The following is a 15,541-nucleotide window of genomic DNA, read 5'->3' as shown; positions in this document are numbered from 1 at the left end:
CCTCCCTATCTGCCACGTGGCGTTCAGCCTCCTACCTCTATGCCAGCAGCAATCAGCCAGCTAGCATTCATGCTAGCTGGCGTTGTGCCAGCGGGCGCAATGCTACTAGCAGTCTGCTACATGGCACTTCGCTATCCCTCATCGGTGTCGAGGAGGCTCAGGTGCTGAGGAAGGCCCGGAAGCGGGCGCTGATCGACGTGATCCTGCTGGTGCTGCACAGCGGGGCCACCGTCGATCGCCTTGTCGACCTGCTGGCCGCGCTGAAGGGCCTGGACCGGATCAAGATCGAGGTGACCCTGGAGGCCGGGCGCACCAGGTCCCAGTTCGACTGCGAGGCGCTGCGCAAACGCCTCAGCGACCTGGGCATCGAGCTCGTGCCGTGGCGCGTTGCGGTCCGCACGCGCTACGCCGTCGTCCTCTCTACCCATGCGACCCGAGGACTGCTCCGGCGTCGCTGGCCCAACCTGGTCGTGATGCCGCACGGGGCCGGCTACAACCGCATCCGCCGGCGGAACACGGGCAGCAGCCGGACGCCGGTCGGGCTGTCCACCCGGGAGCTCACCCGGCGGCGGTTCCATCTGCTCGTGCCGAGGGTGATCTGCCTGTCGGCCGAGGAGCAGCGCGCGCAACTGCCTCGGCGGTGCCGTCGCCTGCTCGACCGGGTCCGGGTGGTCGACGACCCGGCCTACGCGATGCTGCGGCGGAACATGGTGCGCCGGCCGACGTTCCGCGCGGACTTCGGTGTCCGGCCCGACCAACGGCTGATCGTGATCGCCACGACCTACACCGACGAGTCGTTGTACCGCAAGCACAAGAAGGTCATCGCCCGGCTGCTCGCCGCACTGCCGGCCGACCAGTACCGGATCGTGCTGGTGCAGCACCCGAACATTCCGGCGGTGGACGGCCAGTTCGGGACCGACCTGGCGCTCGGCGCCGAGCAGCAGGCCGGGCTCATCATCCTGCCGGCCTTCGACGGCGGCTGGCGGGCCGCCGTGATCGCCGCCGATCTGGTGGTCGGCGACCACGGCAGCGTCACGTTCTACGCCGGCGCGATCGGCCGTCCCGTGCTCGCACTGCGGACGGGCGTGGTCGAGCTCGCGGAGGAGTCACCGTTTCGGCCGTACCTGGAGAAAACCGCCGAGCTGGACCCGGACGGCGACCTGCGGAACCAGGTCGAGACCGCGATCGCCGACTACAAGGACGGCCAGTTCGACGCGGTCGTCCCACACGTGATCAGCCGCGGCGAGAAGGGGCTGGAGCACCTGCGCGGGATCATCCTCGAGCTGCTCGGCCGGGAGCCGTCGACCGAGCCGGTCCGGTGTGATGCGGTCCCACGGCCGGTGTACAAGCCGCCGGAGCGGATCACGTCGTACCAGGTCCGGGTGGTGGCGGAGCGACACCGCCGGGGTCGGTTGACCATGGTGCGGCTGGAGCGCGTGTCCGACGCGGTCGGCCGGGCGTGGCAGTCCTCGGTCGAGGACGTGATCACGGCGGTCGAGTACGACGACGTCAACATCCGCGACAAGGAACGCTGCGAGATCGTGCTCCGCTTCGACCTCGACGACCGCCGTGCGGCCGAGGTGTGGACCACCGAAGCCCACGCGGAGCTGCCCGGCGTGACCGTCGCCGCGGCCGTCTTCGGCGACCAGATCCTGCTGCGGGCGTCGGACGGGCGGCTGTTCCAGGCTCTGCCGGCGATGCGCGGGAAGCCGGCGGCCGCGGAGCGGGTGTACATGTCGGCGTTCCTGCTGTGGACCCTGTTGCTCAGTGAGAACGACCTCGACTCGCCGAGCGGCAACGCCGTGAAGGTCCTGATGACGCCCTATGACGAGACCATCCGGATCTGCCGGGTGGACTAGGGCTCGGTCTCGGCCAGCCAGCGCCGCACCTCGGCCGCCTTCGGACTGCCGGTCTCGTCGTACAGCTGTGCCAGCCGCAGCGCGGTGGTCCGCGCGCCGGCCAGGTCCACGGATTCCTTGGCGCGGCCCAGCAACAGCGCCAGCGCCTCGGCTTCCTTGACCGGCTGGCCCAGCGTCCTGGTGATCCGAGCAGCCAACGTGAGCACCTGCTCGGCCGCCCCGGTCTCGCGCAGGGCCAGTCGGGCGCGGCCCTCCTCGATCAGCATCCGCGCGGTCAGCAGCGGGTCATCGAGCTCGCGGGCGATGCGCAGCGACGACTGCAACTCCCGCACGGCGTCGCCGGGCCGGTCGTCCCGCACCAGCACGCCGGCCAGCTGGTAGGTCTGGATTGCCACGCCACGGCAGTCGCCGACCTCGTCGTTGAGGGCCCGTGCCTCGTGGAACTTCTCGATCGACTCGGTCAGGTCGTCGGTGGCCCTGGCCAACAGGGCCAGCGATTCCACCACCACCGCCCGGGGCCGGGGATCCGGGCACGAGTCGGCCAGTGCCAGCGCGTCCGTCAACTCGGACCGGGCCGCGGCGTGCTGTCCCAACTCGATGCGGGCCCGCGCGAGCTGGTTGAGCATCCGGACCTCCGCGGGCACGTTGCCGCACGCCCGCGCCGCCCGGACGGCGAGCACATGGACGTCGATCCAGTCGGCGTAGTTCTTCCGGCTGTGGAACAGCGCCCACAGCGCCTCGCCGAACTGCCACACCGTCTGCTGGCGGCCGAGGTCGGCGGCGAGCCGGACCACGGCCAGCAGGTTGGTGCTCTCGGCGGTCAGCCACCCCATCGCGGCGGCCGCGTCGAACGCGGGCACCCATTTCCCGAGATCATGGGCAGCCAATCGCCAGCGCCCACTGCCCAGAACAGCGTAATCGGCGGCGGCCGCGCCGAGGAGATACCAGTCGACCATGCGCTGTATTACGTGGTCCCGCCGCTGACCGTCATCCTCGATCTCGGCCCGTTTTCGGGCATGCAATCGGACAAGATCGTGGAAACGGAACCGGTCGGCGCCGTGTTCCTCGACCAGATTCCGTTCGCTGAGGACGGCCATTGCCTCTTCGGCTTGTTCGAGCGGGTATTCCGAGACGATCGCGGCAACCGCGATTCCGAAATCCGGCCCCGGCAGCAGGCCGAGCCGCCGGTAGAGGGTCCGCGCGCTGTCCGGCAGTCCCCGGTAAGCGATGTCGAAGACCTCTTCCACGCCCGCCTCACCCCACACCGACAGCCGGCCCAGTCGTCTCTGCTCGTCCGAAAGGTCGTGCACCAGCCGCAGCAGCGGCCACCGTCGCCGCTCGGCCAGCCGCGCGCCCGCGACCCGCAGCGCGATCGGCAGGCCGCCGCACAGGTCCACCAGCTCGTCCACCGCGTCGTGCTCGTCGTCGGCCCGGCCGGCCGGCAGCATTCGGGTGAGTAAACGGCGGCCGTCCGGCTTGTCCAGCGGATGGACGTCGATCAGCTCGGCCCCGTCCAGCACCAGGCTGCTCAACCGCCGCCTGCTGGTGGCCAGCACCACGCTGCCGGCCGAGTTGGGCAGCACCGGGCGCACCTGCGCGGCCTGGTCGACGTCGTCGAGCAGGATCAGCAGGCGTCGGGCCGCCGTCCTGGTCCGGAACAGCGCCGCGCGTTCGGCCAGCCGCGGCGGGATGTAGTGCTCGTGCACGCCGAGCGCGCGCAGGAAGCCGCCGAGCACGTCGCTGACCGTCACGCTGCCGCCGCCGAGGTCGGCGTAGAGCTGGCCGTCGCCGAACCGCCCCTGGTTGGCGTGCGCCCACTGCACCGCGATGGCCGTCTTGCCGACGCCGCCGATGCCGCTGAGCACCGCCACCGTCGGGCCGCCCTCGTCGACCCGCCCCTCGACCAGCTGGGACAGTTCGGCCAGTACCAGCGTCCGGTCGACGAAGCCACGGCTGGGCGGCGGCAGCTGGTGCGGTGTCGGCGGCGGCTCGCGGCGGGCCGGCGCTGGCACCTGGACGACGACCTGGTCGATCTCCCGCGCCTGCACGACATTGCCGGTCACGCGGCTGTGCAGGTCGTTGCGGGAGTATCCGTCGGACCGGTCAGCTCGCATGCGTGCCTCCGCCGATGACGCCCGCGCCCGGGTGGTGGCCGGCGTGGTCATCCATTGTCACCCCGCGTGGTGGGCTTGCCCAGTACTCGAACGGTCGAGCCCTCGTTTATCGTCACATTCACACGGACGTCAGCGAGTCACCGTGGAGTTCACCCGATCGGTCCTGCTTGAGTCCCTGAATTAAGGGATTTGCGGGCCGAACGCTCCCTCACACGGCGGTTGAGCGGTCAAGACCACTTCGATACGCTCTGTAGCGACCTGTAGCCGTTTCGCGGCTCGGTCTTTGCCCACTGGCGGGGAGGCGATGTGACTGGTCCGGTGAAGCGATTCGACCGCAGGCCCGTTGTCGTCGAGGTGGATTCCATGGGCCGGATATGGCGAAAAAGCAGGGCCAGCGCGAATAACGGGTCTGGCTGTGTCGAATGGGCGGTGGATACGGTCGGGGTGCTCGTGCGTGATTCGAAGCACCGGGCCGGCCCCCGGCTGAGCTTTCCGCGGACCGCGTGGGCCGCGTTCCTGGCCCGCCTGGACTGACCGGCGGCCGCACCGGCGTCGGCCTCGTCGGTGTGGCCGAACATGCCGGCCCCAGCAGGGTTTTCCCGACACGGGCGCGGCGGTTTCCGATCGCCGGTGGCGGAGGGGCAAGATAGGGGGCGATCGTCGCTTGTCAGCCCCAGGGGAGGCCGTCACCTATGTCCGACTCGTTCGTGCATCTCCACGTGCACACCGAGTACTCGATGCTCGACGGCGCCGCCAAGCTCAAGGACATGTTCACCGAGTGCGATCGGCTGGGCATGCCGGCGGCGGCGATCACCGATCACGGGAACATGTACGGGGCGTACGACTTCTACCGGCAGGCCACCGCCGCCGGGGTGAAGCCGATCATCGGCATCGAGGCGTACATGGCGCCGGGCTCCCGGCACGACAAGCGACGGATCACCTGGGGCGAGCCGCACCAGAAGAACGACGACGTGTCGGCCAGCGGCGCCTACACGCACCAGACGATCTGGGCGGCGAGCAACGAAGGCCTGCACAACCTGATGCGCGCCTCGAGCTACGCCAGCCTGGAGGGCCAGCTGGGCAAGTGGCCGCGCATGGACCGGGAGCTGTTGGCGGCCAACAGCAAGGGCCTGATGGCGACGACGGGCTGCCCCTCGGGCGAGGTGCAGACGAGGCTGCGGCTGGGGCAGGACAAGGAAGCCCTGCAGGCGGCGTCGGACTGGAAGGACATCTACGGCGAAGGGAACTTCTTCGTCGAGCTGATGGACCACGGCATCGAGATCGAGAGCCGGGTCCGCGACGGCCTGGTCAACGTGGCCAAGCAGCTGAACCTGCCGTTCGTGGTGACGAACGACTCGCACTACACCTTCGACACCGACCGCGACGCCCACGGCGTGCTGCTGTGCGTGCAGACCGGCAAGACCCTGCAGGACCCGACGCGGTTCAAGTTCGACGGCACGGGCTACTACCTGAAGTCGCCGGACGAGATGCGGGCGATCGACTCCTCCGACGCCTGGCAGGAGGGCTGCCGCAACACGCTGCTGGTGGCCGAGAAGGTCGACACGACCGACATGTTCAAGTTCCACAACCTGATGCCGCGGTTCCCGATCCCCGAGGGCATGACCGAGGACGAGTACTTCAAGCAGCAGGTGTGGGCCGGCATGGAGCGCCGGTTCCCGAACGGCATCGACGAAGAGCACCGCAAGCAGTGCGAGTTCGAGATCGGCGTCATCCTCCAGATGGGCTTCCCGGCCTACTTCCTGGTGGTCGCCGACTTCATCATGTGGGCCAAGAACAACGGCATCCGGGTCGGACCGGGCCGTGGCTCCGCGGCAGGCGCGCTGATCGCCTACGCGATGGGCATCACCGACCTCGACCCGCTGGCCCACGGGCTGATCTTCGAGCGCTTCCTCAACCCGGACCGCGTCTCCCCGCCCGATATCGACATCGACTTCGACGAGCGCCGCCGCGGCGACGTCATCCGGTACGTGACCGAGAAGTGGGGCGAGGACAAGGTCGCCCAGGTGATCACCTTCGGCACCATCAAGGCCAAGGCGGCGATCAAGGACTCGGCCCGCGTGCTCTACGGCCAGCCCGGCTACGCGGTGGCCGACCGCATCTCCAAGGCCTACCCGCCGGCCGTGATGGCCAAGGACATCCCGCTCAACGGCCTGTTCGACCCGCAGCACAAGCGCTACGGCGAGGCCACCGAGATCCGCGCCCTGTACGAGCAGGACCCGCAGGTCAAGGAGATCATCGACACCGGCCGCGGCCTCGAGGGCCTGATCCGCAACGCCGGTGTGCACGCCTGCGCGGTGATCATGTCCGCGGAGACGCTGACCGACCACATCCCGGTGTGGAAGCGGCCGCAGGACGGCTCGATCATCACGCAGTTCGACTATCCGACCTGCGAGACGCTCGGCCTGCTGAAGATGGACTTCCTCGGCCTGCGCAACCTCACGGTCATCGACGACACGATGAAGAACATCAAGCTCAACGGCAAGACCCCGCCCGACCTCGACCAGCTGGCCCTCGACGACAAGAAGACGTACGAGCTGCTGGGCCGGGGCGACACGCTGGGCGTGTTCCAGCTCGACGGTGGGCCCATGCGCGACCTGCTGCGCCTGATGCGCCCGGACAACTTCGAGGACATCTCCGCCGTCGGCGCGCTCTACCGGCCGGGCCCGATGGGCGCCAAGTCGCACACGAACTACGCGCTGCGCAAGAACAAGCAGCAGGAGATCACGCCGATCCACCCGGCGCTGGCCGAGGCGCTGGAGGACATCCTCGGCGGCACCTACGGCCTGATCGTGTACCAGGAGCAGGTCATGGCCATCGCGCAGAAGCTGGCCGGCTACACGCTCGGACAGGCCGACCTGCTGCGCCGCGCGATGGGCAAGAAGAAGAAGGAGATCCTGGACAAGGAGTACGCCGGCTTCGAGAAGGGCATGCTGGACAACGGCTACCCGCAGGACGCCGTCAAGACCCTCTGGGAGATCCTGGTCCCGTTCGCCGACTACGCCTTCAACAAGGCGCACTCGGCCGCGTACGGCCTCGTCTCGTACTGGACGGCCTACCTCAAGGCCAACTTCCCGGCCGAGTACATGGCCGGCCTGCTCACCTCGGTCGGTGACGACAAGGACAAGGCCGCCATCTACCTGGCCGAGTGCCGCAAGATGGGCATCACCGTGCTGCCGCCGGACGTCAACGACTCGATGCGCGAGTTCGCGCCGGTCGGTGAGAACATCCGCTTCGGCCTCGGCGCCATCCGCAACGTCGGCGCGAACGTGGTCGAGTCGATCGTGGCCGCCCGTACGGGCAAGGGCGCGTTCACCGACTTCTCCGACTACCTGCGCAAGGTGGATGCCGCGGCCTGCAACAAGAAGGTCATCGAATCCCTGATCAAGGCCGGCGCTTTCGACTCGCTCGGCCACCCGCGCAAGGGCCTGCACATGGTGCACATCGAGGCCGTCGACGCGATCATGGACACCAAGAAGGCCGAGGCGGTCGGGCAGTTCGACCTGTTCGGCGGCGGGGACGACGGCGAGGACAACGCCGGCGGCGTGTTCGACGTGAAGGTCCCGGACGAGCACTGGGAGTCCAAGCACCAGCTGACGCTGGAGCGGGAGATGCTCGGCCTGTACGTGTCGGGCCACCCGCTCAACGGCGTGGAGCGGGTGCTGGAGGTCCAGTCCGACACCGCGATCGCCACCATCCTGGAAGGCAACCTGCCCGACGGCGCGCAGGTCACCGTCGGCGGCATCCTGGCCTCGGTGACCCGGCGCATCAACAAGTCGGGCGAGTCGTGGGCGTCGGCGCAGCTGGAGGACCTGGCCGGCGGCATCGAGGTGCTGTTCTTCCCGAAGACCTACTCGGTGGTCGGCATGAGCGTGGCCGAGGACGCGATCGTGCTGGTCAAGGCCCGTATCGCCCGGCGAGACGACCGGACCTCGCTGATCGCCAACGACCTGGCCCTGCCGGATCTGGAGATGGCGGCCAGCGGCATGCCGGTGAAGCTGACCATGCACGCGGCCAAGTGCACCCGGCCGCTGGTGGCCCAGCTCAAGGACGTGCTCAAGTCGCATCCCGGCTCGACCGAGGTGCACCTGAACCTGATGAACGGCCGCCGCGGCACCATGCTGCGGCTGGACGACGGGCTGCGGGTGGACCCGTCACCGTCACTGATGGGCGACCTCAAGGCCCTGTTGGGACCGGGTTGCCTGGGCTGAGAGGCCTGTGAGCCCGGGCACATTCGTCGATAATGGATGCGGCCCGGGGAGCACGTGGGCAGACTGGTGTGAACGGGGTTAACCTATAGTTGGGGAACACCAATCAGTTTGCATGGTTAGGGGAAGACCCATGACAGGCACCGAGACGGCGCCCGCGAACTTCTTCACGCCGGAGTTCTTCCAGGATCCGCAGCGCTACCAGGCCGAGCTGCGCGCGGACGCCCCGGCCCGGCTGGTCGTCACGCCCAACGGCTTCAAGGTGTGGGTGGTCAGCCGCTTCGAGGAGGCCAGGACCTTGCTGGCCGACCCGACCGTGCACAAGAGCAGCGCCGGCATGAACGAGGTGTCGGCCAAGAACCGGGTCGACGAGGCGGAGAGCCGTCCGTTCGCGGACGACCTGAACGCGCACATGCTGGCCATGGACCCGCCGGACCACACCCGGCTGCGCCGCCTGGTCACCAAGGCTTTCACCGCTCGGCGCATCGAGCAGCTGCGGCCGCGGATCGAGCAGATCACCGCCGAGCTGCTGGGCGAGCTGACCGCGGGCGACCGGGTCGACCTGCTCGACGTGTTCGCCTTCCCGCTGCCGATCACCGTGATCAGCGAGCTGCTCGGGGTGGACGACGAGGACCGCGACACGTTCCGGGTGAACTCCAACATCATCATCTCCAGCGGCACCGCCGAGCAGGTGGGCGCGGCCAGCATGTGGATGGTGCAGTACTTCACCAAGCTGATCGCCGACAAGCGGTCCAACCTCGGCGACGACCTGCTGTCCGCGCTCATCGAGACCAGCGAGGACGACGACCGGTTCAGCGAGAAGGAACTGGTCTCCATGGCTTTCCTGCTGCTGATTGCCGGCCACGAGACCACGGTGAACCTGATCGGCAACGGCGTGCTGGCCCTGCTGACCAACCCGGACCAGCTGGAGCGGCTCAAGGCCGACCCGTCGCTGATGCCGACCGCGATCGACGAGTTCCTGCGCTACCGCAGCCCGGTCAACATGTCGACCTTCCGGTACACCACCGAGCCGGTCGTGCTGGGCGAGGTGACGATCCCGGCCGAGCAGCTGGTGCTGGTCGGGCTGGGCTCGGCCAACCGGGACGAGAACCACTTCGAGCACGCCGACCAGCTCGACATCTCCCGTCCGGTCGGCGGGCACCTGGCCTTCGGCCACGGCATCCACTACTGCCTCGGCGCGCCGCTGGCCCGGCTGGAGGGCGAGATCGCCTTCCGTGGGCTGCTGGCCGCGTTCCCGGACCTGAAGCTGGCCGTGCCGGCCGAGGAGCTCCAGTGGCGGATCAGCGTTTTGATGCACGGACTTGAGGAGCTCCCTGTCGTCCTGTGAACTTGGGGCATGCCAGCACGAGTAGTCCTACCCGGAAGCACTCGACCGGCGGCCCACGGCCTCACGCCGGCCGGCACGCTCGATCCGTCGACCGTAGTCACCGCCACGGTGGTGCTGCGGCGGCGGGCCGAGCTGCCGGCCGGTCTCGTTTCCGGGCCCTCGGTGATCGGCCGGCAGGAGCTGGCCGCGCGGTATGGCGCCGATCCCGCTGACGTGCAACAGGTTCGTACCGTCCTGAGTGGACTCGGTGTGGACGTCGTCGCTGAGGACCTGGCGTCGCGGCGGCTGTCCGTGCGGGGCGATCTGGCCGCGCTGCACCAGGCGTTCGGCGTGTCGCTGGAGGCCGTGTCGATGGACGGTGCCCGGCGGCGGCACCGGGTCGGCTCGTTGGAAGTGCCGGCCGAGCTGGGCGGCATCGTGACGGCTGTGCTGGGGCTGGACGACCGTCCGCAGGCGCGCCGGCCGCGAGCCGATGCCGGTACGGCGATGGGTTACACGCCGCCCCAGCTGGCCAAGATCTACGGGTTTCCCGCGGCGGTTCCCGGTGTCACGCAGACCATCGCCGTGATCGAACTCGGCGGCGGCTACACCGATGCCGAGATTTCGACGTACTTCCAGGGCTTGGGTGTCGGTCCGGTGCCGGTGCGGGCGGTCAGCGTGGACGGTGGCGTGAACACGCCCGGCGACGCGGCCGATGACGAGGTGCTGCTGGACATCGAGGTCATCGGCGGGCTCGTGCCCGAGGTGCAGCAGCTCGTCTACTTCGCACCCAACACCGATCAGGGTTTCGTCGACGCCGTCAGCACCGCCGTGCACGCCTCGCCCACGCCGGCCGCCGTCAGCATCAGCTGGGGCGCCGCCGAGGACCTGTGGACCGAGCAGACCCGTCTTGCCCTCGACGACGCCTTCGCCGACGCCGCCGCCCTCGGCGTCACGGTTGTCGCTTCGTCCGGTGACTGGGGCGCCGCCGACGAGCAGACCGACGGCAAGCAGCACGTCGACTTCCCCGCATCCAGCCCGAACGTGTTGTCCTGCGGCGGAACCTCACTTACCGCCGACGCTTCGACGGGCGTCATTTCCGCCGAGACCGTGTGGAACAACGGCGTCGGCGACCATGCCACCGGCGGTGGCGTGAGCACGTTCTTCCCCCGCCCCGCCTACCAATCCGCCTGCGGTGCACCGGAATCCGGTCGCGGCGTGCCCGATGTCGCCGCCGTTGCCGATCCCAAGACCGGGTACATGGTTCTCGTGCACGGCAAGAGCTATCCCGCCGGCGGCACCAGCGCCGTCGCCCCGCTCTGGTCGGCCTTGGTTGCTCGCCTCGTGCAGCACCTGGGCCGACCGCTCGGCCTGTTGCAACCTTTGCTGTACAAGGATTCCAAGCCCGGTGCCCTCACCGCCGGCTTCCGTGACGTGACCGCCGGCGACAACCAGGGCTACTCGGCCTCACCGGGCTGGGATTCGTGCACCGGCTTGGGGTCGCCCGACGGGACCGCGTTGTTGACCGTCCTCAGTGGAACACCACCTCAGGATTCCCCGCCGTAGGCCCGTCGAGGATCGGCTCCGCGCGCCCCCGCAATGTCTGGTCGAAGAACGCCAGCACGTAGTCGCGGGTGATGGCGATGGCGCGGCCGGGGCCGGGGGACGGCAGGCCGATCTGCGGGAAAAGGGTTGGGGCGTCGGTGAAGGAGTAGTGGCTGGAGCCGGTCACGGTGAGCCAGCGCTTCCAGCCGTCGAGCTGGGGGTAGACCTGGTCCCAGGTGGGGTCGACGCCGCCCGGCCGGTGAAGGTCGCTGCCCAGCATGAGGAACGGGCGGTGCGTGGTGGCGACCACGTGGAAGGAACCGTCCATGTTGACGCCGGACTTGATGCGGGGATCCTGCTCCATGGCGGCCAGCGCGGACGCGCCGCCGATGGAGTGGCCGGCCATGCCGATACGGGAAACGTCGATGAGACCGGGAAAACGCGAGACCAGCTGGTCGACGACGAACGAGGCGTCCCGGCCGCGGTTGACCTCGAGGGGCCGCAGATCCGTTGCGGTGCAGGCGATGCACGTCAGCATGCGGTTGCCGGGGAAGAGGGTGCCGGCGGACTCGTAGGCATGGTCGATGGACGCGACGAGATAGCCGTGGCTGGCCAGGTCCTCGGCGAGGGTGGTGAGCGTGTAACGCGGCGCGCCGAGGCCGGGGGAGAGCAGGACGAGGGGATGCTTGCCGGGCAAGGGAATGCCGCTGTGGCTGTTGGTGCGCGCGGCGGCGAAGGCGGGACCGGCGGCGGGCGGCAGGCCGAGGGACCGCGCCAGCAAGGTGGTCTCGGCCTCGGTGGCGTACGGGACCGAACGACCGCCGGGGAACGCGGGGTAGTAGAGGCTGACCATGAGCTCGCGGGGTTCCGAAGGCACCCACAGGTCGGCTCTGCTGTGGTCGACGAGGTGCAGAGTGCTGGCGCCGACGGGAAAGACCCCGGTCGGTGCGGGCAGCTGGATGCCGGTGGCGGACGCGGCGACCAGCGCCACGGAGGTCAGGATGTTCGTCACTGGACCGATCACGCGGCCAATTTAGGGACCGAGCACTGAGAAACCGCTGAGCCGCAGCGGGTTAGGGTCACACCGTGACCGAGTTTGCGAGGGAGCCATTCAGCACTGGGACCTGGGTCGCAGACCCGCCGAGCGTCAGCGAGGTGGGCCTGTGACGCCCGACGAGCTGCTCGCCCTTGACCGCGCCCACGTGTGGCATCCGTACGCGCCCATGCCCGGCCGGATCGACCCGCTGGTCGTGACCGACGCCGAAGGCGTCCGCCTGCGGCTGGCCGACGGGCGGGAGCTGGTCGACGGCATGGCCTCCTGGTGGTCGGCCATCCACGGCTACCGGCACCCGGTGCTGGACGACGCCGTCCGGGAGCAGCTCGGCCGGATGAGCCACGTGATGTTCGGCGGCCTGACCCATGAGCCGGCGGTCCAGCTGGCCAAGAAGCTCGTCGACATCACGCCGGAGCCGCTGCAACACGTGTTCCTGGCTGACTCCGGCTCGGTGTCGGTGGAGGTCGCGATCAAGATGTGCCTCCAGTACTGGCGGTCACTCGGCCGGCCGGCCAAGCGACGGCTGCTCACGTGGCGGCGCGGCTATCACGGCGACACGTTCCACCCGATGAGCGTCTGCGACCCCGAGGGCGGCATGCACTCGTTGTGGGCCGGCGTGCTGCCGGAGCAGGTCTTCGCCGACGCCCCGCCGGCCGAGTTCGAGCACGACTACGTGCAGCACCTGGTGGACCTGGTCGAGCAGCACGCCGACGAGCTGGCGGCGATCGTGGTCGAGCCGGTGGTGCAGAACGCCGGCGGCATGCGCTTCCACGACCCCCGCTACCTGCACGTCCTGCGCGAGGTCAGCCTGGCCAACGACGTGCTGCTGGTGTTCGACGAGATCGCCACCGGCTTCGGCCGCACCGGCGAGCTGTTCGCCGCCGACCACGCCGGCATCAGCCCGGACGTCATGTGCGTCGGCAAGGCCATGACCGGCGGATATGTGACGATGTCGGCCGCGCTGTGCACGTCACGGGTGGCCGACGGCATCTCCCGGGGCGAGGTGCCGGTGCTGGCCCACGGGCCGACGTACATGGGCAACCCGCTGTCCTCGGCGGTCGCCAACGCGTCCATCGACCTGCTGCTGGGCCAGGACTGGCGGGCCGAGATCAAACGTATCGAGACCGGTCTGCACGCCCTGGACGCAGCGCGTGACATCCCCGGCGTCGCCGACGTGCGGGTCCTGGGCGCGATCGGGGCCGTCCAGCTGGACCATCCCGTCGACATGGCCGCCGCCCAGCGGGCCGCCGTCGATCACGGAGTGTGGCTGCGGCCGTTCAACGACCTCATCTACACCATGCCGCCGTACGTGATCGGGGACGACGACCTGGCTCAGGTCTGCACCGCGATAGTTGCGGCCGCGACGGTCGGCTGAGCCCGACCGATGCCCAACCACTAATCTGATGGGTCGTGAACATCCTCGTGATCACCGGCACCGGCACCGGCGTCGGCAAGACCATGGTCACCGCGGCCTGTGCGGCCCTCGCGGTGGACAACGGCCAGCGGGTCGCCGTGGTCAAACCGGCCCAGACCGGGGTCGGCCCGCACGAGCCGGGCGACCTGGACGAGGTCGCGAGAATCGCCGGCAAGATCACGACGCGTGAGCTGCGCCGCTACCCGGAGCCACTGGCCCCGGACACCGCCGCGGCCCGCGCCGGCCTGCCCCAGGTGCACCCCGGCGAGATCGCCTCGGTGGTCGCCGAGCTGGCCGCCGAGCACGACCTGGTGCTGGTCGAGGGCGCGGGCGGGCTGCTCGTCCGGTTCGACGACGAGGGCGCGACGCTGGCCGACGTGGCCTGGGCGCTCAACGCACTGGTGCTGATCGTGGCCGAGGCCGGCCTCGGCACGCTCAACGCCACCGCGCTGACCGCCGAGGTGCTGCTCAAGCGGGGCATCGAGTCCGCGGGCGTGGTCATCGGCAGCTGGCCGGCCGAGCCCGACCTTGCGTCCCGCTGCAACCTCGTCGACCTGCCGGAGGCGGCCGGCGGGCCGCTGCTGGGCGCGCTGCCGGCCGGCGCGGGACTGCTGGACCCCTCGGACTTCCTCGAGGTCGCTCGGGCCGGCATGTCACCGTGGCTCGGCGGCACGTTCGACCCGGACGTCTTCGCCGAGCAGTTCACGGCGTGAGTCTTGTAACACGATGTGACGAGGTCACGTGCGGCAGACTGCTGCCGAGCGTTGCCCCGAGCAAGGAGAGCTGCCAGTGACTGCCGTCGACACCGACATCCTCGCCGTCGCCCGTGAGCAGGTGCTCGAGCGGGGCGAAGGGCTGTCCGAGGAGCAGCTGCTGGCGGTGCTCCGGCTCGGCGACGACCGGCTGGAGGAGCTGCTCCAGCTGGCCCACGAGGTGCGGATGCGCTGGTGCGGGCCGGAGGTCGAGGTCGAGGGCATCGTCAGCCTGAAGACCGGCGGCTGCCCCGAGGACTGCCACTTCTGCTCCCAGTCCGGCCGCTTCCCGTCGCCGGTGCGCTCGGCCTGGCTGGACATCCCCGGCCTGGTGCGGTCGGCGCGGGAGACCCGGGACACCGGGGCCACCGAGTTCTGCATCGTGGCCGCCGTGCGCGGCCCGGACGCCCGGCTGCTGTCGCAGGTCCGTGAAGGCATCAAGGCCATCCGCGAGGACGGCAACGACATCCAGATCGCCTGCTCGCTCGGCATGCTCACGCAGGAGCAGGTGGACGAGCTGGTGGCGATGGGCGTGCACCGCTACAACCACAACCTGGAGACCGCCCGCTCGCACTTCCCGAACGTGGTCACCACGCACACGTGGGAAGAGCGCTGGGAGACCCTGCGCATGATCCGCGAGGCCGGCATGGAGGTCTGCTGCGGCGGCATCATCGGCATGGGCGAGACCGTCGAGCAGCGGGCCGAGTTCGCCGCCCAGCTGGCCGAGCTGGGGCCGGACGAGTGCACGATGAACTTCCTGATCCCGCAGCCCGGCACTCCGTACGAGCAGTACGAGGTGGTCGAGGGCCGCGACGCGCTGCGCACCGTGGCGGCGTTCCGGCTGGCCATGCCGCGGCCGCTGCTGCGCTTCTCCGGCGGCCGTGAGCTGACCTTCGGCGACCTGGGCACCAAGCAGGGCATGCTCGGCGGCATCAACGCCATCATCGTCGGCAACTACCTGACCAACCTGGGCCGGCCGGCCGACCAGGACCTGGCCATGTTGGACGAGCTGAGCATGCCGGTGAAGGCGCTGAACCAGTCGCTATGAGTGCCTTCTGCGCCCGTTGCGGGCTTCCCGCCGCCGAGGGCGACCACGCGCGTTGTGCGGCCCTGCTGGCCTCGATCGACCCGCCGCGGTTCTGCGGCGACTGCGGGCGGCGCATGGTCGTGCAGGTGACACCCGCCGGATGGGTGGCGAATTGCAGCCGACACGGCGAGCGAACGTCGACGTCACCGAGTGTCGGCTAGGG

The 15,541-nt window shown here is 69.6% G+C and carries 11 protein-coding genes; 9 read left to right on the top strand and 2 right to left on the bottom strand.

What is annotated here, in order from left to right:
- Positions 1 to 161 precede the first annotated feature (161 nt).
- A complete protein-coding gene (locus M3Q35_RS25155; protein ID WP_273934971.1) occupies positions 162 to 1,859 on the top strand; it encodes a hypothetical protein in 1,698 nt (565 codons plus the stop codon).
- Here the strand turns inward: M3Q35_RS25155 and M3Q35_RS25150 are convergent.
- Positions 1,856 to 3,973, bottom strand: a complete 2,118-nt coding sequence (locus tag M3Q35_RS25150) for an ATP-binding protein (RefSeq protein WP_273934970.1) — start codon at positions 3,971 to 3,973, stop codon at positions 1,856 to 1,858. The two genes, M3Q35_RS25155 and M3Q35_RS25150, sit on opposite strands and share 4 nt — an antisense overlap.
- A gap of 363 nt (positions 3,974 to 4,336) precedes the next feature.
- On the opposite strand from M3Q35_RS25150, the gene M3Q35_RS25145 reads away from it, so the two are divergent.
- From M3Q35_RS25145 to M3Q35_RS25130, 4 genes are all read left to right on the top strand, one after another.
- On the top strand, positions 4,337 to 4,507 hold the full coding sequence (locus tag M3Q35_RS25145) for a DUF397 domain-containing protein (RefSeq protein ID WP_273944456.1): 171 nt from the start codon (positions 4,337 to 4,339) through the stop codon (positions 4,505 to 4,507).
- A 158-nt stretch (positions 4,508 to 4,665) separates the two neighbouring features.
- Positions 4,666 to 8,202: a DNA polymerase III subunit alpha gene (dnaE, locus tag M3Q35_RS25140; protein WP_273934969.1), complete on the top strand. Its 3,537-nt coding sequence runs from the start codon at positions 4,666 to 4,668 to the stop codon at positions 8,200 to 8,202.
- A 130-nt stretch (positions 8,203 to 8,332) separates the two neighbouring features.
- Positions 8,333 to 9,547, top strand: a complete 1,215-nt coding sequence (locus tag M3Q35_RS25135) for a cytochrome P450 family protein (RefSeq protein WP_273934968.1) — start codon at positions 8,333 to 8,335, stop codon at positions 9,545 to 9,547.
- 9 nt (positions 9,548 to 9,556) lie between these two features.
- Positions 9,557 to 11,092, top strand: coding sequence for a S53 family peptidase (locus M3Q35_RS25130; RefSeq protein WP_273934967.1), 1,536 nt, complete (start codon positions 9,557 to 9,559; stop codon positions 11,090 to 11,092).
- On the opposite strand, the gene M3Q35_RS25125 is transcribed toward M3Q35_RS25130, so the two are convergent.
- Positions 11,058 to 12,095, bottom strand: a complete 1,038-nt coding sequence (locus tag M3Q35_RS25125; RefSeq protein WP_273934966.1) for an alpha/beta hydrolase family protein — start codon at positions 12,093 to 12,095, stop codon at positions 11,058 to 11,060. The two genes, M3Q35_RS25130 and M3Q35_RS25125, sit on opposite strands and share 35 nt — an antisense overlap.
- Before the next feature lie 139 nt (positions 12,096 to 12,234).
- Here M3Q35_RS25125 and M3Q35_RS25120 point away from each other — a divergent pair, with 139 nt between their 5' ends.
- The 4 genes from M3Q35_RS25120 to bsaP all read left to right on the top strand — a co-directional run bounded on the left by M3Q35_RS25120 (position 12,235) and on the right by bsaP (position 15,539).
- The gene (locus M3Q35_RS25120) at positions 12,235 to 13,500 is read left to right on the top strand and encodes an adenosylmethionine--8-amino-7-oxononanoate transaminase (protein ID WP_273934965.1); all 1,266 of its coding nucleotides are present in this window, start codon (positions 12,235 to 12,237) and stop codon (positions 13,498 to 13,500) included.
- A gap of 35 nt (positions 13,501 to 13,535) precedes the next feature.
- Positions 13,536 to 14,252: a dethiobiotin synthase gene (gene bioD, locus M3Q35_RS25115; protein WP_273934964.1), complete on the top strand. Its 717-nt coding sequence runs from the start codon at positions 13,536 to 13,538 to the stop codon at positions 14,250 to 14,252.
- A gap of 76 nt (positions 14,253 to 14,328) precedes the next feature.
- Positions 14,329 to 15,339, top strand: coding sequence for a biotin synthase BioB (gene bioB / locus M3Q35_RS25110; protein WP_379794295.1), 1,011 nt, complete (start codon positions 14,329 to 14,331; stop codon positions 15,337 to 15,339).
- Complete coding sequence (bsaP, locus tag M3Q35_RS49150) at positions 15,336 to 15,539, top strand: biotin synthase auxiliary protein BsaP (RefSeq protein WP_273934963.1); 204 nt, start codon at positions 15,336 to 15,338, stop codon at positions 15,537 to 15,539. Before bioB ends, bsaP begins: the two co-directional genes overlap by 4 nt.
- The last annotated feature ends 2 nt before the right edge of the window (positions 15,540 to 15,541 follow it).

Source organism: Kutzneria chonburiensis (genome assembly GCF_028622115.1).
GTDB lineage: Bacteria > Actinomycetota > Actinomycetes > Mycobacteriales > Pseudonocardiaceae > Kutzneria > Kutzneria chonburiensis.
Note: the sequence above shows the minus strand (reverse complement) of the source record. Positions and strands in the feature narration are given on the sequence as shown.